31 protein-coding genes are annotated in these 25341 nt (G+C 73.4%); 22 read left to right on the top strand and 9 right to left on the bottom strand.

Annotated elements, in window-relative coordinates; genetic code table 11:
* Together ABD086_RS16355 and ABD086_RS16350 are read right to left on the bottom strand one after the other, a co-directional pair.
* The coding region (locus tag ABD086_RS16355; protein ID WP_343908644.1) for a hypothetical protein at positions 1-186 on the bottom strand (186 nt) is incomplete at its 3' end.
* A 71-nt stretch (positions 187-257) separates the two neighbouring features.
* The gene (locus ABD086_RS16350; protein ID WP_343908643.1) at positions 258-3008 is read right to left on the bottom strand and encodes an alpha-amylase family glycosyl hydrolase; all 2751 of its coding nucleotides are present in this window, start codon (positions 3006-3008) and stop codon (positions 258-260) included.
* A gap of 151 nt (positions 3009-3159) precedes the next feature.
* On the opposite strand from ABD086_RS16350, the gene ABD086_RS16345 reads away from it, so the two are divergent.
* Positions 3160-3444, top strand: coding sequence for a hypothetical protein (locus ABD086_RS16345; RefSeq protein ID WP_343908642.1), 285 nt, complete (start codon positions 3160-3162; stop codon positions 3442-3444).
* Between the two features lie 4 nt (positions 3445-3448).
* Here the strand turns inward: ABD086_RS16345 and ABD086_RS16340 are convergent, their stop codons facing one another.
* Positions 3449-3598 carry an acyl-CoA-like ligand-binding transcription factor gene (locus ABD086_RS16340; protein WP_343908641.1) on the bottom strand — a complete coding sequence of 50 codons (150 nt, stop codon included), beginning with the start codon at positions 3596-3598 and terminating at the stop codon, positions 3449-3451.
* Positions 3599-3729: 131 nt separating this feature from the next.
* Here ABD086_RS16340 and ABD086_RS16335 point away from each other — a divergent pair, with 131 nt between their 5' ends.
* On the top strand, positions 3730-4575 hold the full coding sequence (locus ABD086_RS16335; protein WP_343908640.1) for a hypothetical protein: 846 nt from the start codon (positions 3730-3732) through the stop codon (positions 4573-4575).
* Positions 4576-4813: 238 nt separating this feature from the next.
* Here the strand turns inward: ABD086_RS16335 and mftR are convergent, their stop codons facing one another.
* Entirely contained in the window at positions 4814-5389 is a 576-nt protein-coding gene (mftR, locus tag ABD086_RS16330) for a mycofactocin system transcriptional regulator (RefSeq protein WP_343908639.1), read from the bottom strand.
* Positions 5390-5462: 73 nt separating this feature from the next.
* On the opposite strand from mftR, the gene mftA reads away from it, so the two are divergent.
* Genes mftA through mftF form a run of 7 tightly spaced genes read left to right on the top strand, consistent with a single transcriptional unit; the run spans position 5463 to position 10870 of the window.
* Positions 5463-5561, top strand: coding sequence for a mycofactocin precursor MftA (gene mftA / locus ABD086_RS16325; protein WP_343908638.1), 99 nt, complete (start codon positions 5463-5465; stop codon positions 5559-5561).
* Position 5562: 1 nt separating this feature from the next.
* A complete protein-coding gene (gene mftB / locus ABD086_RS16320; protein WP_343908637.1) occupies positions 5563-5832 on the top strand; it encodes a mycofactocin biosynthesis chaperone MftB in 270 nt (89 codons plus the stop codon).
* The gene (gene mftC, locus ABD086_RS16315; protein ID WP_343908635.1) at positions 5829-7010 is read left to right on the top strand and encodes a mycofactocin radical SAM maturase; all 1182 of its coding nucleotides are present in this window, start codon (positions 5829-5831) and stop codon (positions 7008-7010) included. The genes mftB and mftC overlap by 4 nt, the downstream gene beginning before the upstream one ends.
* Positions 7007-8200 carry a pre-mycofactocin synthase MftD gene (mftD, locus tag ABD086_RS16310; protein ID WP_343908634.1) on the top strand — a complete coding sequence of 398 codons (1194 nt, stop codon included), beginning with the start codon at positions 7007-7009 and terminating at the stop codon, positions 8198-8200. Before mftC ends, mftD begins: the two co-directional genes overlap by 4 nt.
* Positions 8197-8829: a mycofactocin biosynthesis peptidyl-dipeptidase MftE gene (gene mftE, locus ABD086_RS16305; RefSeq protein ID WP_343908633.1), complete on the top strand. Its 633-nt coding sequence runs from the start codon at positions 8197-8199 to the stop codon at positions 8827-8829. The genes mftD and mftE overlap by 4 nt, the downstream gene beginning before the upstream one ends.
* The gene (locus ABD086_RS16300) at positions 8826-9548 is read left to right on the top strand and encodes a mycofactocin-coupled SDR family oxidoreductase (RefSeq protein ID WP_343908632.1); all 723 of its coding nucleotides are present in this window, start codon (positions 8826-8828) and stop codon (positions 9546-9548) included. The genes mftE and ABD086_RS16300 overlap by 4 nt, the downstream gene beginning before the upstream one ends.
* A complete protein-coding gene (mftF, locus tag ABD086_RS16295; protein WP_343908631.1) occupies positions 9545-10870 on the top strand; it encodes a mycofactocin biosynthesis glycosyltransferase MftF in 1326 nt (441 codons plus the stop codon). Before ABD086_RS16300 ends, mftF begins: the two co-directional genes overlap by 4 nt.
* Here mftF and ABD086_RS16290 read toward each other — a convergent pair.
* Positions 10815-11984 carry an acyl-CoA dehydrogenase family protein gene (locus ABD086_RS16290; protein WP_343908630.1) on the bottom strand — a complete coding sequence of 390 codons (1170 nt, stop codon included), beginning with the start codon at positions 11982-11984 and terminating at the stop codon, positions 10815-10817. The two genes, mftF and ABD086_RS16290, sit on opposite strands and share 56 nt — an antisense overlap.
* Positions 11985-12026: 42 nt before the next feature.
* On the opposite strand from ABD086_RS16290, the gene ABD086_RS16285 reads away from it, so the two are divergent.
* The 4 genes from ABD086_RS16285 (at position 12027) to ABD086_RS16270 (ending at position 14707) form a co-directional block, all read left to right on the top strand.
* Positions 12027-12593 carry a TetR/AcrR family transcriptional regulator gene (locus ABD086_RS16285; protein ID WP_343908629.1) on the top strand — a complete coding sequence of 189 codons (567 nt, stop codon included), beginning with the start codon at positions 12027-12029 and terminating at the stop codon, positions 12591-12593.
* A 42-nt stretch (positions 12594-12635) separates the two neighbouring features.
* Complete coding sequence (gene npdG, locus ABD086_RS16280; protein ID WP_343908628.1) at positions 12636-13301, top strand: NADPH-dependent F420 reductase; 666 nt, start codon at positions 12636-12638, stop codon at positions 13299-13301.
* 190 nt (positions 13302-13491) lie between these two features.
* Entirely contained in the window at positions 13492-14154 is a 663-nt protein-coding gene (locus ABD086_RS16275) for a hypothetical protein (RefSeq protein ID WP_343908627.1), read from the top strand.
* 100 nt (positions 14155-14254) lie between these two features.
* Positions 14255-14707, top strand: coding sequence for a PGPGW domain-containing protein (locus tag ABD086_RS16270; protein WP_343908626.1), 453 nt, complete (start codon positions 14255-14257; stop codon positions 14705-14707).
* A 19-nt stretch (positions 14708-14726) separates the two neighbouring features.
* Here ABD086_RS16270 and ABD086_RS16265 read toward each other — a convergent pair whose 3' ends face one another.
* Positions 14727-15896 carry a 4-hydroxybenzoate 3-monooxygenase gene (locus ABD086_RS16265; RefSeq protein ID WP_343908625.1) on the bottom strand — a complete coding sequence of 390 codons (1170 nt, stop codon included), beginning with the start codon at positions 15894-15896 and terminating at the stop codon, positions 14727-14729.
* Positions 15897-15933: 37 nt separating this feature from the next.
* A complete protein-coding gene (locus ABD086_RS16260) occupies positions 15934-16692 on the bottom strand; it encodes an IclR family transcriptional regulator (RefSeq protein ID WP_343908624.1) in 759 nt (252 codons plus the stop codon).
* A gap of 70 nt (positions 16693-16762) precedes the next feature.
* Here ABD086_RS16260 and pcaH point away from each other — a divergent pair, with 70 nt between their 5' ends.
* The 6 genes from pcaH (at position 16763) to ABD086_RS16230 (ending at position 20536) form a co-directional block, all read left to right on the top strand.
* The gene (pcaH, locus tag ABD086_RS16255) at positions 16763-17515 is read left to right on the top strand and encodes a protocatechuate 3,4-dioxygenase subunit beta (protein ID WP_343908623.1); all 753 of its coding nucleotides are present in this window, start codon (positions 16763-16765) and stop codon (positions 17513-17515) included.
* Positions 17512-18018, top strand: coding sequence for a protocatechuate 3,4-dioxygenase subunit alpha (gene pcaG, locus ABD086_RS16250; RefSeq protein ID WP_343908622.1), 507 nt, complete (start codon positions 17512-17514; stop codon positions 18016-18018). Before pcaH ends, pcaG begins: the two co-directional genes overlap by 4 nt.
* Before the next feature lie 4 nt (positions 18019-18022).
* Entirely contained in the window at positions 18023-19096 is a 1074-nt protein-coding gene (locus tag ABD086_RS16245; protein WP_343908621.1) for a lyase family protein, read from the top strand.
* Positions 19093-19815, top strand: a complete 723-nt coding sequence (locus ABD086_RS16240; protein ID WP_343908620.1) for an alpha/beta fold hydrolase — start codon at positions 19093-19095, stop codon at positions 19813-19815. The genes ABD086_RS16245 and ABD086_RS16240 overlap by 4 nt, the downstream gene beginning before the upstream one ends.
* Positions 19812-20195, top strand: coding sequence for a 4-carboxymuconolactone decarboxylase (gene pcaC / locus ABD086_RS16235; RefSeq protein ID WP_343908619.1), 384 nt, complete (start codon positions 19812-19814; stop codon positions 20193-20195). Before ABD086_RS16240 ends, pcaC begins: the two co-directional genes overlap by 4 nt.
* A gap of 149 nt (positions 20196-20344) precedes the next feature.
* Positions 20345-20536 carry a hypothetical protein gene (locus ABD086_RS16230; protein ID WP_343908618.1) on the top strand — a complete coding sequence of 64 codons (192 nt, stop codon included), beginning with the start codon at positions 20345-20347 and terminating at the stop codon, positions 20534-20536.
* A gap of 11 nt (positions 20537-20547) precedes the next feature.
* Here ABD086_RS16230 and ABD086_RS16225 read toward each other — a convergent pair whose 3' ends face one another.
* Positions 20548-21417, bottom strand: coding sequence for a LysR family transcriptional regulator (locus ABD086_RS16225; RefSeq protein ID WP_343908617.1), 870 nt, complete (start codon positions 21415-21417; stop codon positions 20548-20550).
* An 83-nt stretch (positions 21418-21500) separates the two neighbouring features.
* Between ABD086_RS16225 and ABD086_RS16220 the strand changes: the two genes are divergently transcribed.
* From ABD086_RS16220 to ABD086_RS16210, 3 genes are read left to right on the top strand one after another with little or no spacing between them, the layout of a single operon-like run.
* Positions 21501-22670 (top strand): thiolase family protein, encoded by a 1170-nt coding sequence (locus ABD086_RS16220; protein WP_343908616.1) that lies wholly within the window; start codon positions 21501-21503, stop codon positions 22668-22670.
* Entirely contained in the window at positions 22667-23326 is a 660-nt protein-coding gene (locus ABD086_RS16215; protein ID WP_343908615.1) for a 3-oxoacid CoA-transferase subunit A, read from the top strand. The genes ABD086_RS16220 and ABD086_RS16215 overlap by 4 nt, the downstream gene beginning before the upstream one ends.
* Positions 23323-23952 carry a 3-oxoacid CoA-transferase subunit B gene (locus ABD086_RS16210; RefSeq protein ID WP_343908614.1) on the top strand — a complete coding sequence of 210 codons (630 nt, stop codon included), beginning with the start codon at positions 23323-23325 and terminating at the stop codon, positions 23950-23952. The genes ABD086_RS16215 and ABD086_RS16210 overlap by 4 nt, the downstream gene beginning before the upstream one ends.
* Here ABD086_RS16210 and ABD086_RS16205 read toward each other — a convergent pair.
* A complete protein-coding gene (locus ABD086_RS16205) occupies positions 23942-25306 on the bottom strand; it encodes a pyridine nucleotide-disulfide oxidoreductase (protein WP_343908613.1) in 1365 nt (454 codons plus the stop codon). The two genes, ABD086_RS16210 and ABD086_RS16205, sit on opposite strands and share 11 nt — an antisense overlap.
* Between the last annotated feature and the right edge of the window lie 35 nt (positions 25307-25341).

Here is a 25341-nt window from a genome sequence, read left to right as displayed (position 1 = left end):
CCCGGGGCGGGGCCCCACCCACCGGGCGGCCGCGTGCAGGGCGGCGGCCGACCGGGACCGGACGCCGGCCAGCCGCGGCGGGCGCGGCGCGGGGTCGGGGACGACGGGTGCGTCGGGGCGGGCGCTGCCCGCGGCGGCGGGGGCGGCGCGGGCGGCGGGGCCGGCCGCCATCGGGTCGAACGTCATGACTGCTCCTCGGGAGGGGTTCTTGACCGGTACAGTACGCCTGGACGTCTGTACCGGTCAAGAACCGCCGCTCAGGAAGCGGGCTCGGCCGACGGCACGTGGGTGACCGGGTCCCAGGTGAAGACGTACGACCCGCCGCCGTCCGGGACGTCGAGCGTGAGGTTGCCGCCGCCGGCCGCGCCCCCGGCGCCGTAGTTGACGTCCCAGGAGTCGTCGATCGCGACCTTCCACTCGTAGGAGCCCGCGGGCAGGTCGAACGTGCCGTGCCACAGCCCGTCGTCGCTGTCGAACGCCAGGTGGGTGGCGGCGCAGTCCGGCAGCCAGTCGCCCGGGCAACCGAGCTCGGACTGCAGGCTGCCCGCCACCGTCACCGAGTCGACGGTCGGCTCGGGCGCGCCGACGGTCACGCTGACCGGGTCGCTGGTCACCGCGGGGAAGCTCTGCTCGCGCAGGATCGCCCGGTAGCGCACCGTCGTGCCGCGCGGCACGTCCGACACGTCGTCGGTCACCGTGTACGCCGGCGCCGACGAGTCGGTCCCAAGGCTGGTCCACGGGCCGTCGCCGACCCGGCGCTGGAACTCCACCGCCTGCAGCGGGCGCTCCGGGTCGATGGTGGCCGTCACCGTCACCGGGTAGACGTCGCTGATCGTGCCGCCGGCGGCCGGCGAGGTGATCGTCAGCTTCGCGTTCGGGACGCGCACCGTGCGGGCGGCGGTGCCGCGGGTGTGCCCGGCGTTGTCGAGCACCGCGGCCCGGTAGCTGACCTGCGTGCCGGGTCCGAGGTTCGTGGTGTCGTGGAAGACGCGGTACGGCGCGGTGTCGTCGACGCCGATGGTCCGCCAGCGCCCGTGGTCGCCCACCCGGCGCTGGAAGGTCACCTCGTAGAACGAGGAGCCGTGCACGGTCGCGGCCACGCGCATCCGGCCGCGGGACTCCGCCGCCGGCCGCGGCTTCGCCAGGGTGATCGTCGGGGCCTTCTTCGACCGCGGGATCCGGGACTTCGACTCGTAGACGACCGTCGAGAGGCCGGGGACCACCACGTCCAGCCGGCTGCGCGCGTCGGTGGTCAGCGTGGCCGGGCCGTCGCCGTACACCTTCCGGAACCCGCCCTTCCGCACGTACGTCGGGACCAGGCCGGACCGCGGCTGCTCGGCGTTGTTGAGGACCACGACGTACTCGCGTTGCTCCTGCCGGTCGATCCGCGAGAACGCGAACAGCCCGGGGCCGTGCGAGGCGAGGCGCACCTCCTGTGCGCCGTCGCGCAGGGCCGGGTGCTGCGCGGTCAGCGCCGCCAGGCCGGAGATCGCCGTGTAGAGCGGGTGGTCGGTGACGAAGTTGTCGTCGGCGCCGGTGTTGTCGGTGCCGATCTGGTCGTCCTGCCGGTACTCGTCGACCTGGCTGGCGAACATCGTCTGCCGCGCCGACTGGTCACCGCCAAGGCCCGCGAAGCCCTGCTCGTCGCCGTAGTAGACGACCGGGTTGCCGCGCGAGAGGTACATGAGCTCGTGGGCGAGCCGGTCGCGGGCGAGCAGCTCCGCGTCGTCCGCGCCCGGGTTGTCGGTCTTCAGGAAGTAGCCGATCCGGCCCATGTCGTGGTTGCCGAGGAACGTCGGCAGCTCGTAGGCGTTCGAGTCGTGGTCGGTGTACCAGTCGTCGTTCGCGAAGAACGTCGCGAGCCGCTGGTTGCCCAGCCCCTTGCTGGCGAAGCCGCGCGCGGCGTCCTGGAACGGGAAGTCGAGGATCGCCTGCATCTTGTCGTGCGTCGTGTAGTGCGAGGTGAAGCTCTTCGCGGCCGCGTCGCTGCCGTCGAGGGCCACCTCGCCGAACATGAAGAAGTCCGGATTGCCGTCCTGGGCCGCGATCTGCTGCATGGTCGGCCCGAACCGCTGCCAGAACTCGTCGTTGACGTGCTTCATGGTGTCGATCCGGAAGCCGTCGATGTCGAAGTCCTGCACCCAGGTCCGGTAGATGTCGATCATCCCGTCGACGACCTCGGGCTTCTCGGTGAAGAGGTCGTCGAGGCCGAAGAAGTCGCCGTACTGGCTGTCCTCGCCGGTGAACGTGGTGTTGCCGCGGTTGTGGTAGTTCGTGACGTCGTTGAGCCAGGCCGGCACCTTGAGGTCCTGCTCGCCCGGGTCGAGCACCGGGACGTACGGAAACGAGGTCGCCGGGTCGAGGGTCGGGAACTCCGAGGTCCCGGCGTAGTCGCGGTCGTCGAACGGGTTGCCCGCGGCGTCCCGGTAGGGCACCGCGTCCTTGGAGACGTACGCCGTGCGGTCGCCCGCGGTGTAGCCGATCACGTCGGCGGTGTGGTTGGTGATGATGTCGAAGAAGACCTTGATGCCGCGGGCGTGCGCGGCCGCCACCAGGTCGGTGAGGTCCTGGTTGGTGCCCAGGTGCGGGTCGACGCGCGTGAAGTCGGTGATCCAGTAGCCGTGGTAGCCGGCCGACGGGCCGTCCTCGAGCTGCACCGCCTTGTTCTTGAAGATCGGCGTCAGCCAGATGGCGTCGGTGCCGAGGCCCTGGATGTAGTCGAGGTGCTCGCGCAGCCCGTCGAGGTCCCCGCCGTTGTAGAACCCCCTGCTGGTCGGGTCGAAGCCGGTGGTGTTGCGGTCGCCGGCGAGCCCGCCCTCGTCGTTCGACGGGTCGCCGTTGGCGAACCGGTCGCCCATGACGAAGTAGAAGTCCTGGTCGGTCAGGCCGGGGCGCGGTGCGTGGCGCGCGTAGCCCCCGTCGTGCGGGTCCGCCCACGCGGGCCCGGCGGCGAGGGTCACCCCGGTGACGACCGCGGTGACCAGGGAAATGGCGAGACGTGGGCGCATGAGGGTCCCTCCCGAGTTTCGTGACGTGCTCACGGCGTTGCTGCAACCTAGATCCGCGCGCCGACGCCCGGCAAGGGTCGCGGGTAACGCCGGGGTCCGGTCGCGACAGGTGGGGGGTGTCCGATCCACCACCCCAAGGGAGGGAACCCCCATGTCCCGCACCAGGACCACCGCGGCCGGCGTCTTCTCGGCCTTCGCCTTCAGCGCGCTCGCGCTCACGGCGGTGCCGGCGGCGCACGCCGACGACGCCTCCACCACCGACCCGTGCGCCTCGCAGCAGACCCAGCTCGACCGGGCGAGCGCGAAGTACGACGCCCTCCAGGCCAAGTACGCCGAGCACCCGTCGAAGAAGAACCAGAAGGCCAAGAAGGCCCAGGCGCAGCGGGTCGAGCGCGCCCAGGCGCGGCTCGACGACTGCCGCGCCGAGCAGGCCTGACGGCTCAGCGCAGGTAGTCGCGCAGCCCGGACATCGCCTCGTCGAGCATCGCCGCGAGGTCGGTGTCCGGGTCCGCGAGCCAGCCCTCGTACGCCGTGATGGCCAGCGCGAGGGCGACGCTGCCGACCGTGCGCGGCAGCAGCTGGGAATGCACGCCTGAAGCACCTTTCAGGCACCGGCTCAACCTTGATCGATAGCCGGCTCGGTGATCGCCCACGCATGTCGGCCCGCTCTGGCATCCTTCGAGTCGACCCGGCTTTCGGGTTGTAAGGGGGAGTTCTGCGTATGACTGTCGTTGTGGGTGTTCAAACGACCGATGGGCTGGTGTTCGCGAGCGATAGTGCGACGACCCAGCAACTCATGACGGTCGGCGGGGATCTTCGGACCACTGCCATCTGGAACAGCGCGAACAAGATCTTCAACCTTCGACGGACGTGGCCGGTCGGGGCGATGACCTTCGGTAACGCGAGCGTTGGAGGGCTGTCCATCGCGACGCTCGCGAAGGATCTTCGTCTGCAGTTCGAGGGGAAAATCCCGACCCCGCTGGTGTCTGCGCTGGATCCCGCCACCTACACCGTGCAGGAGGTCGCGAGCGGTCTTCAGGTGTTCTTTCGCGATCGCTACGACGCTTCGGCGGCGACCGGTGATCTGGGCTTCATCGTCGGAGGATTCAGCTCGGGGTCTGACCATCCTGAGATGTGGCAGGTAATGATCCTTGACACCGGCGCGGACGTGGTCCAGGAGGTGCTCCCGCCATCGGAGACCGGGATTGTTCATCAAGGCATGACCGACGCGATCACACGGCTGATGGATGGTGCGAGCCAAGATCTTGGGGCAGCTCTTGAAAAGCATGGCGTTCCCGCCGGTAGTGGCGAGGGGATCGCAGAGATGCTCCGGGGAGAGCTCAGCATGACCTGGGCTTGGCCCGGGATGCCGCTAGGTGAAACAATTGACATGGCCAAGTTCTTGGTGGACACGCAGATCAACTTCATCCGCTTCATGCCTGGCGATGCAATAGTCGGGGGACCGGTTGAGATAGCCGCTCTCACCAAGCACGAGGGCTTCAAGTGGGTCCGAAGGAAGCACTACTTCTCCCACAAGTTGAACCCTAACGAGGATGTGATCGCCTGATGATGCAACTCACGAACTCGCCGGTGCGAGTATCTGGACGATCCCAGTCCGCAGCCAAGGGCCGAGGCTCGACAGTGACGCCTGTACGGCTCAGTGCAGCCTCGACCCCCCGTCCGTCGTCGTCTTCCAGCGCCAAGTCTTTGAAGGCCCTCAAGCCCAAGAAGTAGCCCGCGCGGTTCATGAGAGGTGTCCCAGCAGCACCGGGGCACCTCTCTGTTCGTCTGATAGGTCGCCCCGCTCAGCGCAGGTAGTCGCGCAGCCCGGACATCGCCTCGTCGAGCATCGCCGCGAGGTCGGTGTCCGGGTCCGCGAGCCAGCCCTCGTACGCCGTGATGGCCAGCGCGAGGGCGACGCTGCCGACGGTGCGCGGCAGCAGGTCGCCGGGCTCGAGGCCGAGCCGGCCGGCGACGTACTCCGCGATGACCCGGCGCCACGCCTCGTAGCGCAGCACCGAGTGCGCCTGGAGCGCCGGCGTCCCCAGGATCAGCCGCATCCGCGCCCGGTGGCTCGGCTGGGCCTCGGCGGGGAACTCGTTGAACCGCCGCACGCCGCGGTGCACCGCCTCGTGCAGCGGCAGGTCCTCCGGCATCCGCGCGAGGATCTCCCGGAACCCGTCGAGGGTGCGGTCGAACTGCCCCCACGGGATGTCGTTCTTCGACTCGAAGTAGCGGAACAGGGTGCGCCGGCCGACCCCGGCCTCGGCGGCGATGTCGGCCATCGTCACGGCGTCGAAGCCCCGCTCGGCGAACAGGCGGAACGCCGCGCGCTCGATCTCGGCGTGGCTGGTCGCGACCGGCCGACCACGACTGCCCATGCGCTGACCCTATCTTTGTGGCGCTGAGTGCCATTAGTGTGGCCCGCACCACACCCGCTGTCGAGGAGGCGCCATGAACCCGGACGAGACCACCACCGAGCAGCCGGACGAGCTCGTTGCCGAGGACCTGGTCGAGGAGGTCTCGATCGACGGCATGTGCGGCGTGTACTGACATGCGGCTCGACGAGCCCTGGGCGCTCTCGCCGTCGGTGGCGCTGCGCCCCGAGCCGTTCGGGGCGCTCGCCTACCACTTCGGCAACCGGAAGCTGGTCTTCCTCAAGCGTCCGGAGCTCGTGACCGTCGTCCGCGGCCTCGACGGCGCGGCCGACGTCCGCGCCGCCCTGGTGGCCGCGGGCGTCCCGGAGGGCGCCTGGCCGGCGTACCTCCAGGCCCTGGAAGGGCTCGCGGCGTCGGACATGGTCTGCCGGAGGGCGGCCGCATGAGGCTCGTCGAGCACTTCGAGTCCGGCCTGGACGCACCGATCTGCCTGACGTGGGAGCTCACCTATGCGTGCAACCTCGAGTGCGCGCACTGCCTGTCGTCGTCCGGGCGCCGCGATCCGCGCGAGCTCACCACCGAGCAGTGCGAGGCGGTGATCGACGAGCTCCAGCGGATGCAGGTGTTCTACGTGAACATCGGCGGCGGCGAGCCGACCATCCGCCCGGACTTCTGGCACCTGCTCGAGTACGCCGTCGACCACCAGGTCGGCGTGAAGTTCTCCACCAACGGCGTGCGGATCACCCCCGAGCGCGCGGCGTTCCTGGCCGGTCCGCGGTGTGGGGGCTACGTCGACGTGCAGGTCTCGCTCGACGGTGCCACCGCCGAGGTCAACGACTTCGTGCGCGGCCCCGGGTCGTTCGACACCGCGATCGCCGCGCTGCGCAACCTGCGCGACGCGGGCTTCACCGACGCCAAGATCAGCGTGGTCTGCACGCGGCAGAACATCGGCCAGCTTGACCAGTTCGCCGCGCTCGCCGACGAGTACGGCGCGACGCTCCGCCTCACCCGGCTGCGTCCGTCCGGCCGCGGCGCGGACGTGTGGGACGAGCTGCACCCGCTGCCGGAGCAGCAGCGCGAGCTCTACGACTGGCTACTGGCGCGCGGCGAGAACGTGCTCACCGGCGACTCGTTCTTCCACCTCGCCGGGTTCGGGGACTCGCTGCCCGGGCTCAACCTGTGCGGGGCCGGCCGCGTGGTCTGCCTGATCGACCCGGTCGGCGACGTCTACGCCTGCCCGTTCGCGATCCACGAGAACTTCCTGGCCGGCAACGTGCTGACCGGCGGCGGCTTCCAGCAGGTCTGGCGGACCTCGCCGCTGTTCGCCGACCTGCGGTCGCCGCAGACCGGCGGCGCGTGCACGCGGTGCGCCCACTACGACGCCTGCCGCGGCGGCTGCATGGCCGCGAAGTTCTTCACCGGCCTGCCGCTGGACGGCCCGGACCCCGAGTGCGTGCAGGGGTACGGGGAGCTCGCCCTGGCCGGCACACGTTCCATCCCGACCGCGTCCCAGGACCACTCCAGGGCCACGCCGACCCGCAACCAGCCGGTGCTGCTGAAGCTCATGACCCGGCCGCCCGTGAGCGACTGCGCCGAGAGCCCGCTGGCGGGATTCGCCCCGTGAAGATCGAGAACCCCTGGAAGCAGAACCCGTGGTTCGAGTCGGTCGCGGTCGCGCAACGGCGGGCGCAGAAGCGGCTGCCCGCACCGGTGTACGCGGCGCTGCTCGCCGGGTCCGAGCGCGGGCAGACCGTGCGCGACAACCAGGGGGCGTTCGCCGAGCTCGGCCTGCTGCCGCACGTCGCGGGCCAGGCCGCGGAGCGGTCGATGACCCGGACGGTCCTGGGTCAGGAGGTGTCGGTGCCGGTGCTGATCAGCCCCACCGGCGTACAAGCGGTACACCCCGACGGCGAGGTCGCGGTCGCGCGCGCGGCGCACAACCGCGGCACGCTGATGGGGCTGTCCAACTTCGCGTCCAGGCCGGTCGAGGAGGTCGTCGAGGCCTGCCCGCGCACGCTGTTCCAGATGTACTGGACGGGCGACCGCGACGTGATGGTCCAGCGCATGCAGCGCGCCCACCGGGCCGGTGCGATCGGGCTGATCGCCACCCTGGACTGGTCGTTCTCGATGGGCCGTGACTGGGGCAGCCCCGAGATCCCCGAGAAGATCGACCTCGCGGCGATGGTCCGGCTCGCCCCGAAGGTGGCGACGAAGCCGCGGTGGCTGATGCAGTTCGGCCCGCGGCACCTGCCCGACCTCACCGCGCCCAACCTCGCGCCAGCCGGTGGCGCGGCGCCGACGTTCTTCGGCGCCTACTACGAGTGGATGACCACGCCGCCGCCGTCGTGGGCGGACGTCGCGTGGATGCGCGAGCAGTGGGCCGAGATCAGCGGCACCCCGTTCGTGCTCAAGGGCGTGGCCCGGGTCGACGACGCCCGCCGTGCGGTCGACGCCGGGGTGGACGCCATCTCGGTCTCCAACCACGGGGGCAACAACCTCGACGGCACGCCGGCCGCGATCCGGCTGCTGCACCCGATCGCGACCGCGGTCGGCGACCGGGTCGAGGTGCTCATGGACGGCGGCGTACGCCGCGGCTCGGACGTGGTCAAGGCGCTCGCGCTCGGCGCCCGGGCGGTCCTGATCGGCCGGGCCTACCTGTGGGGCCTGGCCGCCAACGGCCAGGCGGGCGTGGAGAACGTGCTCGACATCCTCCGCGGCGGCATCGACTCCGCGCTGCTCGGCCTCGGCGTCTCCTCGATCGACGAGCTCACCCCCGAGACGCTGCTGGTGCCCGACGGGTTCCACGTCCCATGACGCTCGGGGAGGCGACCTCGGCCGAGGCCTCCGGTGCCTGGCTGGTCCTGGTGCCGGTGGGGTCGATCGAGCAGCACGGGCCGCACCTCCCGCTGGACACCGACGTCGTCATCGCGACGGCGGTCGCGCACGGCGTGGCCGCCGAGCTCCCCGGGACCTGGGTGGCGCCGCCGATCCCGTACGGCTCCAGCGGGGAGCACCAGTCCTTCCCCGGCACGTCGTCGATCGGCACCGAGGCGCTCACCCACGTCCTCGTCGAGCTCGCCCGGTCGATGCGCACGTGGGCGCGCCGGGTCGTGTTCGTCAACGGCCACGGCGGCAACGTCGCCGCGCTCGACGCGTCCGACGAGCTGGAGTGGGTGGCGTGCGCGACGGAGTCCCACGACCTGCACGCCGGGTTCACCGAGACGTCGCTGATGCTGCGGCTGCGCCCGGAGTCGGTGCGGCTCGAGCTCGCGGAGGCCGGGAATCCCCAGCGGTTGAGGGAGATCCTGCCCGCGATGCGGACCGGCGGCGTCGCCGCCGTGTCGCCGAACGGCGTGCTCGGCGACCCCGCCGGCGCCTCCCCGGCCGCGGGCGACCGGGCGCTGAGCGCGATGGTCGCCGAGATCGTCCGGGCCCTGTCATGAGGGTCGCGCTGGTCACCGGAGCGGCCGGCGGCATCGGGTCTGCGACCGTCAGGACCCTGGTGGCGCAAGGGTTCTGCGTCGTCGGTCTCGACCTCCGCGAGGCGCCGGAGTCGGAGCACGTGGCCCACGTGGTCGGCGACGTCCGCGACCGCGCCGCCCTCGACGGCGCCGTCGGCCTCGCGGTCGAGCGATGGGGCCGGCTCGACGCCGCCGTCGCCGCTGCCGCGGTCATCGCCGGCGGGCACCCGTTGTGGGAGGCGCCGGACGACGAGCTCGCCGACCTTCTCGACGTGGACGTCCGCGGGGTCTGGAACACCGCGGCGGCCGCCGTACCCGCGATGCTCGCCGGGCCCGACCCGAGCGGCTGCCGGTTCGTGGCGGTCGCGTCGGCCGCCGGGACCTACGGGCTCTTCCACCTCGCGGCGTACACGACCGCGAAGCACGCGGTGGTCGGCCTGGTGAAGGGCCTGGCCGCCGACCTGGTCGCCACCGGCGTCACCGCGGTCGCGGTCTCGCCGGGCTCGACCCGCACCGACCTGCTCGACGCGACCGCGGACCTGTACGGCGTCCCGGACCCGACGGTGTTCACGTCGAACCAGCTGCTGCGCCGCCTCCTCGAGCCCGAGGAGGTCGCCGCCACCATCGCCTTCTGCTGCTCGGTCGAGGGCGGTGTCCTCAACGGCAGCGTCGTGCACGCCGACGGCGGCTTCCGGCCGTGAGAGCACGGCTCAAGCCGGGCGTGCGCCGAGGGGACGTGCTCGTCGGAGGGTCCCCGATGCGGGTGGCCCGGCTCCGGCCGGGTGCGCTGCCCGCCGGGATCGCCGACGGGGCGCTCGCGCGGCGGCTGCTCGACGGCAACCTCGCCGACCCGGTGCTCGACGACGTGCCGCCGCTCGACCCGGCCGACCTCACCGTCGTGCTGCCGGTCCACGGCCGCGCCGACGAGCTCGGCCGGGCGCTGGCGGCGCTGCGACCCCTGCGCTGCCTGGTCGTCGACGACGCCTCGCCGGTCCCGCTCACGCCGGACGGTCCCCACGTGGAGGTGATCCGCCTGGAGCGGAACGTCGGCCCCGCCGGCGCCCGCAACGCCGGGCTGGCGAAGGTGAGCACGTCGTACGTCGCGTTCGTCGACTGCGACGTCACGGTCTCCGCCGAGACCCTGCTGCGGCTGGGCCGGCACTTCGCCGACGACCGCGTCGCCCTCGTCGCGCCCCGCATCGTGGGGCTGGCCCGCTCGGAGCGGCCGCGCTGGTTCGAGCGGTACGACGAGCGGGCGGCCTCGCTCGGCCTCGGCGACGTCGGGTGCTCGGTGCGCCCGGGTGCCGCGGTCGGCTGGCTGCCGAGCGCCTGCCTGGTCGGGCGCACGGACCGCCTGGGGGAGGGCTTCGACCCGAGCCTGCGGGTGGGCGAGGACGTCGACCTCGTCTGGCGGCTCGTCGACGAGGGCCAGGTGGTCCGCTACGACCCGGGCGAGGTGGCCCACCACGACGCCCGCGCGACCCTGCGCGGCTGGCTGGGCCGCAAGTACGTCTACGGCACGGGCGGCGCCCCGCTCGCCGCCCGCCACGGCGACAAGGGCGCGGTCGCCGTGCTGTCGCCGGCGATGGCGACCGCCGCCGCGGCGCTGCTGCTGCGGCGCCGGTGGTCGGTGCCGGTCGCGCTGCTCGGCGCCGGCCGCGGCGTGCAGGTGCTGCGCCGCACGCTGCCCGACGTGCCGGGCCGGGACCGGCTCGCGGTCGACCTGGCGGCTCGCGGCCTGGGGTGGTCGCTGCGTCAGGAGTCGGCCCTGCTGCTGCGGCACTGGTGGCCGCCGGTCGCCGTGGCCGCGGTGCTCTCGCGATCGGTACGCCGCGCGGTGGTCGGCGCGCTGGTCGTCGACCTCGTCGTCAGCCGGGGCTCGGGCCTCGCCGGCCGCCGGCTCGACGACCTCGCCTACGGGGCCGGGCTGTGGGCCGGCGTCCTGCGGGCCCGGTCCTGGGGTGCCGTCAGCGTGCGAGGTGCAGGGACCCGCCACCCGCGCGGTCGAGCGACCGGCCGATGACCATCCGCTGGATCTGGTTGGTGCCCTCGAAGATCTGCATGACCTTCGCCTCGCGCATGTAGCGCTCGACCGGGAAGTCGCGGGTGTACCCGTAGCCGCCGAGCACCTGCACGGCGTCGGTGGTGACCTTCATGGCGTTGTCGGTCGCGACCAGCTTGGCGATCGAGGCCTCGCGGCCGTACGGCAGCCCCTGGTCCTTCAGGCGCGCGGCGTGCAGGGTCATGGCGCGCGCCGACTGGATCGCGGCCTCCATGTCGGCCAGCACGAACGCCAGCCCCTGGTGGTCGATGATCCGCTCGCCGAACGTCTCGCGCTCCTTCGCGTACGCGACCGCGTGGTCGAGCGCGCCCTGCGCCAGGCCGGTGGCGACGGCGGCGATGCCGAGCCGCCCGGCGTCCAGGCCGGCGAGCGCGATCTTGAGGCCGTCGCCCTCCTGGCCGAGCAGTCGGTCGGCGGGGACGCGGACGTCGTCGAAGCGCATCGTCGCGGTCGCCGAGCCGGTCAGCCCCATCTTGTGCTCGGGCGGGTCCGCGACCAGGCCGGGCGCGTCGGCAGGCACGAGGAAGCAGGAGATGTCGCCGCGCGCGTCGCCGGTGCGGGCCATCACCTTGTAGAAGTCGGCGTGCCCGCCGTGCGTGGTCCACGCCTTGGCGCCGCTGATGACCCACTCGTCGCCGTCCCGGCGCGCCCGGGTGCGCATCGCCGCCGGGTCGGAGCCGGCGTGCGGCTCGGAGAGGCAGTAGGCGCCGAGCAGCTCGCCGCCGAGCATGTCCGGCAGCCAGCGCTGCCGCTGATCCTCGGTGCCGGCGGTCGCCAGGCCGAAGCAGGACAGCGCGTGCACGGAGATGCCGACGCCGACGCTGGCCCACACCGCGCCGACCTCCTCGAGCACCTGGAGGTAGACCTCGTAGGGCAGCGCGCCGCCGCCGTACTCCTCGGGGTAGGGCAGGCCCAGCAGGCCGGCCCGGCCGAGCGTGCGGAACACCTCGCGGGGGAACGCCTCGGTGCGCTCGGCCTCCGCCACGAGCGGGGCGAGCTCCTGGGTGGCGAGGTCGCGGACCAGGCCGATCAGGTCGACGGCTTCGTCGGAGGGCAACAGGCGGGACGCGGGCATGAGTACCAGAGTACGCCCCGCTGGTACTGATACCGTCGTCGCGTGCCGCCGCCCCGCCACCAGCTGCTCGACGAGCTGGTCGAGCTGTTCCTGACCGAGGGCTTCCTCGAGCTCGGAGTCGGCGACCTGGCCGCGCGGCTGCGCTGCTCGCGCACGACGCTCTACCAGGTGGCGACCACGAAGGAGCAGATCGTGCTGACCGCGATCCGCGCCTTCTTCCGCCGCGCGACCGAGCGGATCGAGGCCCAGGTCGAGGCCGAGCCCGACCCCGGGGCGCGGCTGTCGGTGTACCTGACCGCGGTCGCCGAGGAGCTGGCGCCGGCGTCCGAGCGGTTCTACGCGGACCTGCAGGCCTACGCGCCGGCGGCCGGGATCTACCAGGCCAACACCGCGCTCGCGGCTCGCCGGGTCGGCGAGCTGGTCACCGCCGGGGTGGCGGCGGGTGCGCTGCGGCCGGTCGACGCGGCCTTCGTCGGCGCCGCGGTCGCCCAGGTGATGACCGCGATCCAGGGCGGGGCGATCGCGGCCGCGTCCGGGCTGGCCGACGCGGCGGCGTACCGGGCGCTGGCCGACCTGGTCGTGCACGGTGTGGGCGGTTCCACTCCCTGAGCACCTCCCGGGGGCGGCCGACCGCCTGAGAGAGTGGCGGGCATGAGCGCCCTCCCCGAGTCCCTCGCTGGCACGACCGTCGCCGTCCTCGGCGGCACCGGCCCCCAGGGGCGCGGGCTGGCCCGACGGTTCGCCGCGGCCGGCATCCCGGTGGTGCTCGGCAGCCGGAGCGCCGAGCGGGCCGAGGACGCCGCGCGCGAGCTGCCCGGCGAGGTGCGCGGGCTGGACAACGCGGGCGCCGCGGCGGCCGGCGACATCGTCGTGGTGGCGGTTCCGTGGGAGGGCCACGGCGAGCTGCTGACCGCGCTGAAGGGCGAGCTCGCCGGCAAGGTCGTCGTGGACTGCGTGAACCCCCTGGGCTTCGACAAGCAGGGCGCCTACGCGCTCGCCGTCGAGGAGGGCTCGGCGGCCCAGCAGGCGCAGGCCATCCTCGGCGACTCCACGGTGGTGGGGGCGTTCCACAACGTCAGCGCCGTGAAGCTCGAGGACCCCGAGGTGGAGTCCGTGGACACCGACGTGCTGGTGCTCGGCGACGTGCGCGAGGCCACCGACCTGGTGCAGGACCTCGCGGGCGTGATCCCGGGGGTGCGGGGCGTGTACGGCGGTCGGCTGCGCAACGCCCACCAGGTGGAGGCGCTCACCGCCAACCTGATCAGCGTGAACCGCCGCTACAAGGCGCACGCCGGCGTACGCATCACCGACATCTGACGCCGTGTGCCGGAGATCACCCGGCCTAGGTGCCCTGAGGCCGCAATATCATTCGTCTTTCCGGGCCTGAGAGGGTAATATTTTCGGTCGGAGCTTGTCGGCTCCCTACCTCCATCGTCTGACCACGACGCGGTCGTCGCACCCCGGTGCGGCGGCCGTGTCGCACGTCCACACCCCGGAAGGATGTGAAATGACCCTCCACCTCGCCACCCTGGTCGGCCTGGCCGGCACCCTCCTGGCGGCCGCGTACACGGTCCCCCAGTTCCGCAAGCTGCGCGGCATGGCCACCGCAGCCGGCGTCAGCGTCGCCGCGCTGGCGAACTCGACGATCAGCGGCGTGGCGTGGACGGTCTTCGGCATCCTCGAGCACGAGGTGTGGGTCGCGCTGCCCGCCGCGGTCGCCATCCCCGCGACCGCCGGCGCCCTGGTCCTCGCCTGGCTGCGCGGCGGCTCGCGGACCCGGCTGTGGCTGCCGGCCGTGTGGCTGGTCGTGGTCTCGCTCGCCGGGCTCTCCGCGATCTGGGTCGGCTCCGGCCCGGCGACCGTCGTGCTCGGCGGCTCGGTCGCGCTGCTGGTCACGCCCGCCGCGATGACCGCGTGGCGCAGCCACGACGTCTCGGCGATCGCCGCGTCCGCGTGGTCGCTGATGATCGTGGACGCGCTGCTGGCCGGCGCGTACGGCGTCCTGGCCGGTGTGAACGCGAACCTGATCTACGCGGCGGTGGCCACCATCGGCTCGCTGGCGATCCTGCTGCGCATCGGCATCCCCGCCCACGTCCACGCCCGGCTGGTCCGCCTGCCCGACGGCATCGACCCCGACGTCTCGGTCGCCGACCTCTCGCTGGCGGCCTGACTTCTCGGATAGTCCCTGACGGAAATGTCGTCGGACCGGCTCACGGGGAACATCTTCGTCAGGGACTACCGTCCTTGGCGCATCTGACAGGCTTCGGCCCATGAAGCTCCCCGGTGGCCGAGCGGCGAAGCGGATCGTCCTGGAGACCGTCGGGTGGGTCCTGGTGGTCGCGGGGGTCGCGGCGCTGGTGCTGCCGGGGCCGGGGCTGCTGATGATCGCGGCCGGGCTGGTGATCCTCTCCCAGGAGTACGAGTGGGCCGAGCGCCGGGTCGAGCCGATCAAGCGCCGGGCGCTGCGCGGCGCGGCCGAGAGCGTGGAGACCAACGCCCGGGTCACGATGTCGACAGCGTTCGCGCTGGCGCTCCTGGCCTGCGGCGTGCTGTGGCTGTGGAGCCCCGCCCAGCCGGGCTGGTGGCCGCTCCCGGACTGGCTGTGGCTGCCGGGCGGCCGGCCGACCGGCGTCACCCAGGTGGCCTCGGGGTTCATCGCGCTGGGGCTGATCGCGTGGAGCTTCCGCCGCTACCGGATCCGGGGCGAGCGGCCCCCCGAGTGAGACCGGGTCCCGCGCGGGGTCAGAAGCCGATCGGCAGCCCGGCGTAGTTCTCGGCCAGCCCGGCCGCGCCCGCCTCGCTCGAGGTCACCCAGCGCAGCTGCGAGAGCTGCAGCTCGCGGTCGAACGGGTCGTCGCCGGCGTGCAGCATCGTGGTCATCCACCACGAGAAGTGGGTGCACCGCCAGACCCGGCGCAGGGCGGTGTCGGAATAGGCGTCCGCGAGCGCGTGGTCGCCCTTCAGCATCGCGACCAGGGCCGGGGCGAGCAGGGCGACGTCGGCGACCGCCAGGTTGAGCCCCTTCGCGCCGGTGGGCGGCACGATGTGCGCGGCGTCGCCGGCGAGGAACAGCCGGCCGTGGCGCATCGGCTGCTGCACGAACGACCGCATCGGCAGCACGGCCTTCTCGGTGATCGGTCCCGTCGCGAGCTGCCACCCGTCCTGGCCGTGGCCGAGCCGGGCGGCGAGCGCGTCCCAGATCCGGTCGTCGGACCAGTCCGCGACGTCGGTCTCGTTGGGCACCTGGAGGTAGAAGCGGGATACGGTCGCGGACCGCATCGAGTGCAGCGCGAAGCCGTCCGGGTGCCAGGCGTAGATCAGCTCGTCGGTCGACGGGGCGACGTCGGCGAGGATGCCGAGCCACGAGTAGGGATAGGTGCGCTCCCACGTCCGGCGGACGCCGTCGGGCACCGCCGCCCGGGTCGGGCCGAACGAGCCGTCGCAGCCGACGACCACGTCGGCCTCGAGCCGCTGCGGTACGCCGGCCGCGTCGGTGAACGTGACCGACGGCCGGTCGGTCTCGAGCTCGTGCAGCGTGCCGGTGACCTCGTAGACGAGCTCCTGGCCGCGCGCGTGGGCGGCGGTGACCAGGTCCTTCTGCACCTCGGTCTGGCCGTACACCCACACCGACCGGCCGACCAGGTCGACGAAGTCGACGTGGTGCCGCTCGCCCGGCCACTGGAGGTGGATGCCGCGGTGCCGGTCGCCCTCGCGGTCGAGTCGCTCGCCCAGCCCGGTCGCCCGCAGCAGGTCGACGGTCGACTGCTCGAGCATCCCGGCGCGGATCCGGCTCGCGACGTACTCCTCCGAGCGTGTCTCGACGACGACCGACTCGACGCCGTCGGCCGCGAGCAGGTGGGAGAGCAGCACGCCGGCCGGGCCCGCGCCGACGATGGCGACCTGGGTTCGCATGCGGGCCAGTGTTCGGCCCGACGTGCGGGCCGGGCCATCAGTCCCTTCCGCTGGCCGAAAGCGCCCGGCCGATGCCGCGGGCGGCGACGTGCAGCGCGCCGATCAGCCGGGCGCGGTCCTTGAGCGAGGGCACCACGATGCCGAGCGACGCGACGACGCCGTCGCCGCTGCGCACCGGCACCGCGATCGAGCAGGCGCCCAGGCTCATCTCCTCGGTCGTCGTCGCGTGGTCGTGGCGCAGCACCGTGGCGAGCTGACGCCGCAGCAGGCCGGGCTGGGTGACGGTGTACGGCGTGACCCGGGTCAGGTTCGCCAGCACCTCGGTCCGGACCGACGCCGGCGCGTGCGCGAGCAGCACCTTGCCGACGCCGGTGGCGTGCATCGGCAGCCGCGAGCCCACGCTGCTCACGACCGGGACCGAGGCGTGCCCCGCGAGCCGGTCGACGTACAGCACCTCGGCGCCGTCCCGCACCGCGAGGTGCACGGTCGCGAGCGTCGCGCCGTACAGGTCGTGGAGGTACGGCGACGCGAGCTCGCGCAGCCCGGTCTGCACGGGGGCGAGGAGGCCGAGGTCCCACATCCGGCGGCCGACCACGTAGTCGCCGGCCGGCGTGCGCACCAGCGCCCCCCAGGCCGCGAGCTCGCCGACCAGGCGGTCGGCGGTGGGCACGGGCAGGCCCGCGCGGGCCGCGAGCTCGGTCAGCGTGAGCCGCCGGTGGTGCTCGTCGAACGCGCCCAGGATCGCGAGCACCCGCGACGCGACGGTGGCGCCGGGAGACGAGGAGTTGCCGGCCATGTGCGCCAGTCTTCCACTGGCCGGAAGAGCGCCGTCGCGGCGCCGGTGCCGCGTGCCTACCTTGAGCCGGGTGACCGAGACCCAGGCCGACATCAGCGCGGAGATCGCGGCGATCTCCGCGGAGTACGCCGCGTCGGGCGCGACCGAGACGAGCGTCCGGCTCGACTACCCGCCGTACCGCTCCAGCATCCTGCGCCACCCGACCAAGGCGCCGTACCAGCTGGACCCGGAGGAGCTCGAGCTCTGGGCGCCGGTCTTCGGGCACCAGGACGTCGACCCGCTCGAGGCCGACCTGACCATCCAGCACCGGGGCGAGCCGATCGGCGAGCGGATGACCGTGGCCGGCCGGATCACCGACGGCGACGGGCGGCCGGTCCGCCACCAGCTGGTCGAGATCTGGCAGGCGAACGCCGGCGGCCGCTACATCCACCAGCGCGACCAGCACCCCGCGCCGCTGGACCCCAACTTCACCGGCATGGGCCGCTGCCTGACCGACGCCGACGGCCGGTACCGGTTCACGACGATCAAGCCCGGGCCGTACCCCTGGCGCAACCACCTCAACGCGTGGCGACCCGCGCACATCCACTTCTCGGTGTTCGGCACCGAGTTCACCCAGCGGCTGGTCACCCAGATGTACTTCCCGAGCGACCCGCTGTTCGCGCTCGACCCGATCTACCAGGCGATCCCCGACCAGGCCGCGCGCGACCGGCTGGTGGCGACGTACGACCACGACGAGACGGCGGCCGAGTTCAGCATGGGGTACCGCTGGGACATCGTCCTCACCGGCTCGCGCCGCACCCCCCTCGAAGGAGACGCCGAGTGACCGCCCTCGTTCCGACCCCCGGCCAGACCGTCGGGCCGTTCTTCCACTACGCGCTGCCGTACGCCGGCGACCACGAGCTCGTCCCCGCGACCCGGCCGGACGCGGTCCGGCTGCACGGCCGGGTGCTCGACGGCGCAGGGGAGCCGGTGCCGGACGCGATCCTCGAGCTGTGGCAGTCCGGGCCGGACGGCGCGGTCGTGCACGAGCCCGGCTCGCTGCGCCGCGACGGCTACACCTTCACCGGCTGGGGCCGGGCCCCCACCGACCGCACCGGGCACTACTCGTTCACGACGCTGCGGCCGGGCCGTGCTGCGCCGTACTTCGCGCTGACCGTCTTCGCCCGCGGCCTCCTGGACCGGCTCTTCACCCGGGCCTACCTGCCCGGGGCAGCGCCGGCGGCGCTGCGCAGCCTGGACGCGGTGGCGGACGACCGCGGGTTCGTGTTCGACATCCGGTTGCAGGGCGAGGACGAGACCGTCTTCCTCGACTTCACGCGAGACTGAGGGCATGGCGGACCCCTTCTGGCCCGGCGACGAGCGCGCCGGCGAGCACTTCACGGCGCTGGAGTTCGTGCGCGCGATGGTCGAGGTCGAGTCGGAGTGGCTCGGCGAGGTGCTGGAGGTGCCCGACGACGTCGACGACATCGCGTTCGAGGCCGAGGCCGGCGGCAACCCCGTGATCCCGCTGGTCCGGCGGCTCCGCGCGCAGGACCACGAGGTGCACCGCGGGCTCACCAGCCAGGACGTCGTCGACTCCGCGCTGATGCTGATGGCGGCCGCGGCCTGCGCGGAGCTGCGCCGGCACCTCGGCTCCGTCGCCGGCCGGCTGGCCGGGCTCGCCGAGCGGCACCGCGACACCCCGATGGTCGCCCGCACCCTGACCCAGCACGCCGTCCCCACGACGTTCGGCTTCCGCGTCGCCACCTGGCTGACCGGCGTCCTCGACGCGTACGACGACCTGGCCCGGCTCGAGTTCCCCCGGCAGGTCGGCGGGGCCGCGGGCACCCGCGCCGCGATCGTCGAGCTCGGACGCCCGGTGCCGCCCGGCACCCCCCGCTGGCACACCACCCGCGCGCCGATGACCCGGCTGGGCGACGCCCTGGCCGGGTGCACCGACGCGTGCGCGCGGATCGCGAACGACGTGCTGGTGCTGTCTCGGCCCGAGATCGGCGAGCTCGCCGAGGGCGCCGGCGGCGGCTCGTCGACGATGCCGAACAAGTCGAACCCCACCCTGTCCGTGCTGATCCGGCGCGCCGCGCTCACCACGCCGCAGCTCGCGGCCACCCTGCACCTCGCCGCCGCCCAGCAGGTCGACGACCGCGCCGACGGCGGCTGGCACGCCGAGTGGGCGACGCTGCGCGACCTGGTCCGCCGGACCCTGGTCGCGGCGTCGCAGACCGACTCGCTGATCGCGGGGCTGCGGGTCGACGCCGACCGGATGGCTGCCACGCTGGCCGCCGCCGGGGACGCCGTGCTCGCCGAGCAGCGCAGCCTCACCCACGACCCGGCGCCGACGTACCTCGGCGACGCGGCGGCGTACGTCGACGAGGTCGTCGCCCAGACGAAGGAGACGACCCGGTGACGACGCTGGTGCTCGGGCCGTCGTTGGGGACCTCGGCCGCGGCCCTGTGGGACGACTGCGCGGCGCTGCTCCGCGAGGAGCTGGACGTGGTGACGTGGGACCTGCCGGGCCACGGGACGAACCGCGAGGTCGAAGGGCCGGTGACGATGGCCGACCTGGCGGCGTACGTCCTCGACCGCGTCGACGGCCCGTTCTGGTACGCCGGCGACTCGGTCGGCGGCACGGTCGGGCTGCAGCTGGCGCTGGACGCGCCGGACCGGGTGCGCGGCGTCGTCGCGCTGTGCACCGGCGCGCGGATCGGCACCGCGGAGTCCTGGGCCGAGCGGATCGCGCAGGTCCGCGCCTCCGGCACGCCGGGGCTGGTGAGCGCGTCGGCACAGCGCTGGTTCGGCACCGGCTTCATCGAGCGCGAGCCGGCGCGGGCCTCCGCGCTGCTGCACGCGCTGAGCGACGCCGACGACGAGGGGTATGTCGCGGTGTGCGGCGCGCTCGCGGCGTTCGACGTGCGGCCGCGCCTCGGCGAGATCGCCGCACCCGTGCTCGCCGTCGCCGGTGAGGAGGACGCGGTCTGCCCGCCCGCGCTGCTGCGCGAGGTCGCCGACGGCGTACCCGACGGGCGGTACGTCGGCCTGCCCGGCGTCGCCCACCTCGCCCCGGCCGAGGCGCCGGCGGCGGTCGCCGACCTGATCCGCGAGTTCTGCCGGGAAGGAGCCAGATGAGCCATCACGACAAGGGGGACGAGGGCATGGAGGTCCGGCGCGAGGTGCTCGGCGACGAGCACGTCGACCGGGCGACGGCGAACGCCACGGCGTTCACCCGCGACTTCCAGGAGCTGATCACGGCGTACGCGTGGGGCGAGATCTGGACCCGGCCCGGGCTCGACCGGCGCAGCCGCTCGATGATCACGCTCACCGCGCTGGTCGCCCGCGGCCACCACGAGGAGCTCGCGATGCACGTGCGGGCCGCGCTGCGCAACGGCCTCACGGTCGACGAGATCAAGGAGGTGCTGCTGCAGTGCGCGATCTACTGCGGCGTGCCCGACGCGAACACCGCGTTCCGGATCGCGCAGCAGGTGCTGTCCGACGAGGGCGCGCTGTAGGGGCCTGTCGCAGGTTCACCATGGTCCGTGGGTGAACCGGCACCGCCCATGCCGTGCCCACCGTGGGCAGTGCAGGCTCGACCACGTCCCATGGTGAAGCTGCGACGGCGGCCCTACGCTGGAGTCCTCGGATCGAACGGGGGAACTCCATGTTCACGTACCTCCTGATCGCGGTGGCGGTCGTGCTCGTCGTCGCGGTGGTGTGGCACCAGATCCGCACCCGCAACACGCCCGGTCGCACCATCAGCCAGGACGCGCCGCTGCGCGACTCCGGGGTGGCGGCGGCCAAGAACCAGCACGACGTCACCACCCGGAGCCAGGGCTACGGCAACGGGCGGTAGGACCGCGCGAGCTAGACGCACCGCTGCACGATCGCGGCGACCTGCCGGGCCGCCGGCGACGCGTCGGCGCGCGCGGCGAGCGCCAGGTCGATGGTGGGCGCGTCGGTGAGCGCCACGTAGGAGACCCCCTCGAGCCCGAGGCTGCGGACCGGCTCGGGCACCAGGGCCACGCCGAGACCGGCGGCGACGAAGACCACCAGCGTCGCGGTCTCGGCGACCTCGATCACCGGTGCCGGCGCGAAGCCCGCGGCGGCGCACGCGTCGAGCACCCGGGCGTGCATGGACGACCGGTGCCCGGACGGGTGCATCACGAACGGCTCGTCCCGCAGCCGGGCCAGGCCGATCCGTCGGCCCCCGGCCAGCGGGTGCTGGGCCGGCAGGACGGCGACCAGCCGCTCGGTGCGCAGCACCCGGGCGTCCACGCCGGGCTCGCCCGGTCGCAGCAGCGCGAGGTCGTAGGTGCGGTCGGCCAGGCCGGCGGCCAGCTGCGGCGACAGCAGCTCGCCGCGCAGGTCGAGCTCGACGCCGGGCAGTGAGCGGCGCACCTCGCGGGCGACGCGGGGGAGCACGTCGTACGTCGCGGTGCCGACGAACCCGATCGACACCCGGCCCGCGTGGCCGCCGGCGAGCGCCGCCATGTCCTCGCGCGCCCGGTCGACGTCGGCGAGCACCGACCGCGCGTGCTCGGCGAACCGCAGCCCGGCCTCGGTCGGCTCGACCCGGCGCGTGGTCCGGGTGAACAGCGAGACGCCGAGCTCGCGCTCGAGCTGCTTGACCTGCTGCGACAGGGCGGGCTGGGCGACGTGCAGCCGCTGGGCCGCGCGGCCGAAGTGCCGCTCCTCCGCGAGGACGACGAACGACCGCAGGTGCCGCAGCTCCATGCGCCGAGGTTATCAGCCGGCGTTATCAATCAAGTCTGATTCAGTATTGGAAGCGATCACTGTCGGCGACCTAGGCTCGGGGCATGAGCTCCGCGTTCGTGTACGCCGCCGCCCGCACGCCGTTCGGCCGCTTCGGCGGCGCCCTCGCCGAGGTGCGCCCCGACGACCTGGCCGCCACCGCGATCTCGGGGGTCCTCGCGAAGACCCCCGGCCTGGAGCCGGCCGCGATCGGCGACGTGGCGTGGGGCTGCGCCAACCAGGCCGGCGAGGACAACCGCAACGTGGGCCGGATGGCGGTGCTGCTCGCAGGGCTGCCGGTGTCGGTCCCGGCGACCACGGTCAACCGGCTCTGCGGCTCCTCCCTCGACGCCGCGATCATCGGCTCGCGGGCGATCGAGTCCGGCGACGCGGACGTGGTGCTGACCGGCGGGGTCGAGTCGATGACCCGCGCCCCGTGGGTGCTGCCGAAGCCGTCGAAGGCGTTCCCGGCGGGCAACGTCACCGCGGTCTCGACCACGCTCGGCTGGCGCCTGGTGAACGCGAACATGCCGGAGGAGTGGACGGTCTCGCTCGGCGAGGCCAACGAGCTGCTCGGCGAGAAGTTCTCCATCTCCCGGGACCGGCAGGACGAGTTCGCCGCCCGGTCCCACCACCTCGCGGACGCCGCGTGGAACGCCGGGTTCTACGACGACCTGGTGGTCCCCGTGGCCGACCTGGCCCGCGACGAGGGCATCCGCCCCGGCTCGACCGCGGAGAAGCTGGCCGGCCTCAAGCCGTCGTTCCGCAAGGACGGCACCATCACCGCCGGCAACGCGTCCCCGCTCAACGACGGGGCCTCCGCCGTCCTGCTCGGGTCGGAGAGCGCGCCGATCGGCGTCGACCCGATCGCGCGGATCGCCGGCCGCGGCGTCTCCGCGGTCGAGCCGCCGATGTTCGGCTACGCCCCCGTCGAGGCCGCCGACCGCGCGCTCGCCCGCGCCGGGATCACCTGGCAGGACGTGTCCGCCATCGAGCTGAACGAGGCGTTCGCCGTCCAGTCGCTGGCCTGCGTCGACGCCTGGCGCGTCGACCCCGAGATCGTGAACGCCAAGGGCGGCGCGATCGCGATCGGCCACCCGCTCGGCGCGTCCGGCGGCCGGATCCTCGGCACCCTCGCCGCGCGGCTCCATGAGTCCGGCGACCGGTACGGCGTCGCCGCGATCTGCATCGGCGTCGGCCAGGCGCTGGCGGTGGTGCTGGAGAACGTCGGATGAGCGCCACCATCTGCGCCACCGCCGAGGAGGCGGTGGCCGGGATCGAGGACGGGTCGACCGTGCTCGTCGGCGGGTTCGGCCTGGCCGGCATGCCGGTGCAGCTGATCGACGCGCTCATCGACCAGGGCGCGACCGACCTGACCGTGGTGTCCAACAACGCCGGCAACGGCGACACCGGGCTGGCCGCGCTGCTCGCCCGGGGCCGGGTGCGCAAGGTGATCTGCTCCTTCCCGCGCCAACACGACTCCTGGGTGTTCGACGGCCTCTACCGCGACGGGCGGATCGAGCTCGAGCTGGTGCCGCAGGGCAACCTCGCCGAGCGGATGCGCGCGGCCGGCGCCGGGATCGGCGCCTTCTTCAGCCCGACCGGCGTCGGCACCCCCCTCGCGGAGGGCAAGGAGACCCGGGAGATCGACGGGCGGACCTACGTGCTCGAGCACCCGATCAAGGGCGACGTCGCGCTGATCGGCGCGCACCGCGCGGACCGGATGGGCAACCTGGTCTACCGCAGGACCGCGCGCAACTTCGGGCCGGTGATGGCGACCGCCGCGACCACCGTGGTCGCGCAGGTGACCGAGGTCGTCGACGTCGGCGACCTCGACCCCGAGACGGTCGTGACGCCGTCGATCTTCGTGGACCGGGTGGTGCGGGTATGAGCCTCAGCAAGCAGGAGATGGCCGCGCTGGTCGCGCGCGACATCCCCCACGGCGCCTACGTGAACCTCGGGATCGGCCAGCCCACGCTGGTCGCCGACCACCTGCCGGAGGGGTCGGGCGTGGTGCTGCACACCGAGAACGGCATGCTCAACATGGGCCCGGCCGCCCAGGGCGACGAGGCCGACCAGGACCTGACGAACGCCGGCAAGCAGCCGGTGACCGAGCTGCCCGGCTCGTCGTACTTCGACTCCGCGGCCTCGTTCGCGATGATGCGCGGCGGCCACCTCGACGTCTGCGTGCTCGGCGCGTTCCAGGTGTCGGCCTCCGGCGACCTCGCCAACTGGCACACGGGCGACCCGGACGCGATCCCCGCCGTGGGTGGGGCGATGGACCTCGCCATCGGCGCGAAGAGCGTGTTCGTGATGATGACGCTCTTCGCCAAGGACGGCTCGCCGAAGCTGGTGCCCGCGTGCACCTACCCGCTCACCGGTGTCGGCTGCGTCGACCGGGTCTACACCGACCTGGCGACGTTCGACCTCACCGCGGACGGGGTCGTCGTCCGCGAGACGTTCGGCATCTCGTACGACGAGCTCGCCGAGCGGCTCGACGTCCCGCTCAGCCGCTGAGCTCGGCCAGCCGGGCGATGCCCGGCGCGGTGTGCGCGGCGAGCCGGGCGAGTGCGTCGTCGAGCCGGGCGCTGGGCACCGTGTCCGGCGGGACGCGGGCGGGGTTGAGGGCCACCCGGTTCGACCAGTCCCTGATGTCGGGCTCGGCGCCGAACGACGCCGTGGCGCGGAACCCGGTCACGTTCATCTGCGCCCAGTCGGCCAGCGTGTTGCCGAACGACGAGAGCGGGCACAGCCGGTTCTTCTCGGCGTCGTCGCCGCGGGTCGCCTCGACGTACCCGGTGACCGCGGCGCCGAAGCACGGGAAGCCGGCCCGCACCGGCTGGAGCGTGATCGCGTCCGGCTGCCAGATCGGGACCCGGCCGGGCAGCTTCAGCCCGTCCGCGGCGCAGTGGACCACGACCGCGTCGTCGGCGATCGCGACGTCGCCGCCGTCGAGCTCGAGCCGGCCGCGGTGGGCGGTGCGCACGTGGCCGAGGCGGACGACGTTCTCGATGCTGCGCAGCAGCTCCAGCTCCCAGGCGCCGAGCGTCGGCGCCTTCGCCATCGTGGGCGTCACGGCGGGGTCGACGCGCAGCATGATGCCGAGCTCCTCGAGCCGCAGGAACAGGTCCGGCAGCGACGGCGCAGCGGCGGCGGCCTCGAGCAGGTCCGCGACCATCGCCAGGTAGATCGCCGGGTCCGGCTGGATCAGCGCGCGGTTGAGCATCCACGGGTCGCGCGGCCGCACCCAGCAGATCGCGTCCGGGTCCACGCCGTGGCCCAGCAGCCAGACGCAGGTGTCGGTCGCGGTCTTGCCGGACCCGACCACGACCCACTGGCTCGGCGGCTCCTCCACTCCGACGACCTCGCCCGCAGCGATGACCCGCGCGCCGTCGACGCCGAACGGCGGTGGCGTCTCGGCGGGGACGTCCGGGGAGAGGTAGCGGGCGTCGACGATCCGGCAGCGCTCGGGGACGGCGTACCGCCGGCCGGAGACGCGCGACACGAACGTGCGGTCGCCGACGTACTCGCAGCCGCCGTACATCTCGACCCGGCCGGTGTCGACCAGCCGCTGCAGCTGGGCGCTGTAGTACGCGGTGATCGTCGGCTGGTCGGCGCGCTCGTGCAGCCCGGCCTCGGGCCCGTGCTCCTGGAGCCGGCCGCCGAGGACCGTCGACGCGACGCCGTAGAACGTCGAGGACTGGTGCAGCCGGACGAACGGGTACGCCGCCAGCCAGTGCCCGCCCGCAGCGTGTCGGCGGTCGACCAGGACGACCCGCGCGTCGGCGTGGTCGACCAGGGTGTCGGTGAAGCCCATACCCATGGCACCGGCCCCGATGACCAGGTAGTCGGCCTCGACGGTGTGCGTCACGCGGTCACGAAAGCACCGCGGGACCGGGGGCGTCC

The sequence above is a fragment of the Nocardioides aquiterrae genome, assembly GCF_039526625.1.
Taxonomy (GTDB): Bacteria; Actinomycetota; Actinomycetes; order Propionibacteriales; family Nocardioidaceae; genus Nocardioides; species Nocardioides aquiterrae.
Note: the sequence above shows the minus strand (reverse complement) of the source record. Positions and strands in the feature narration are given on the sequence as shown.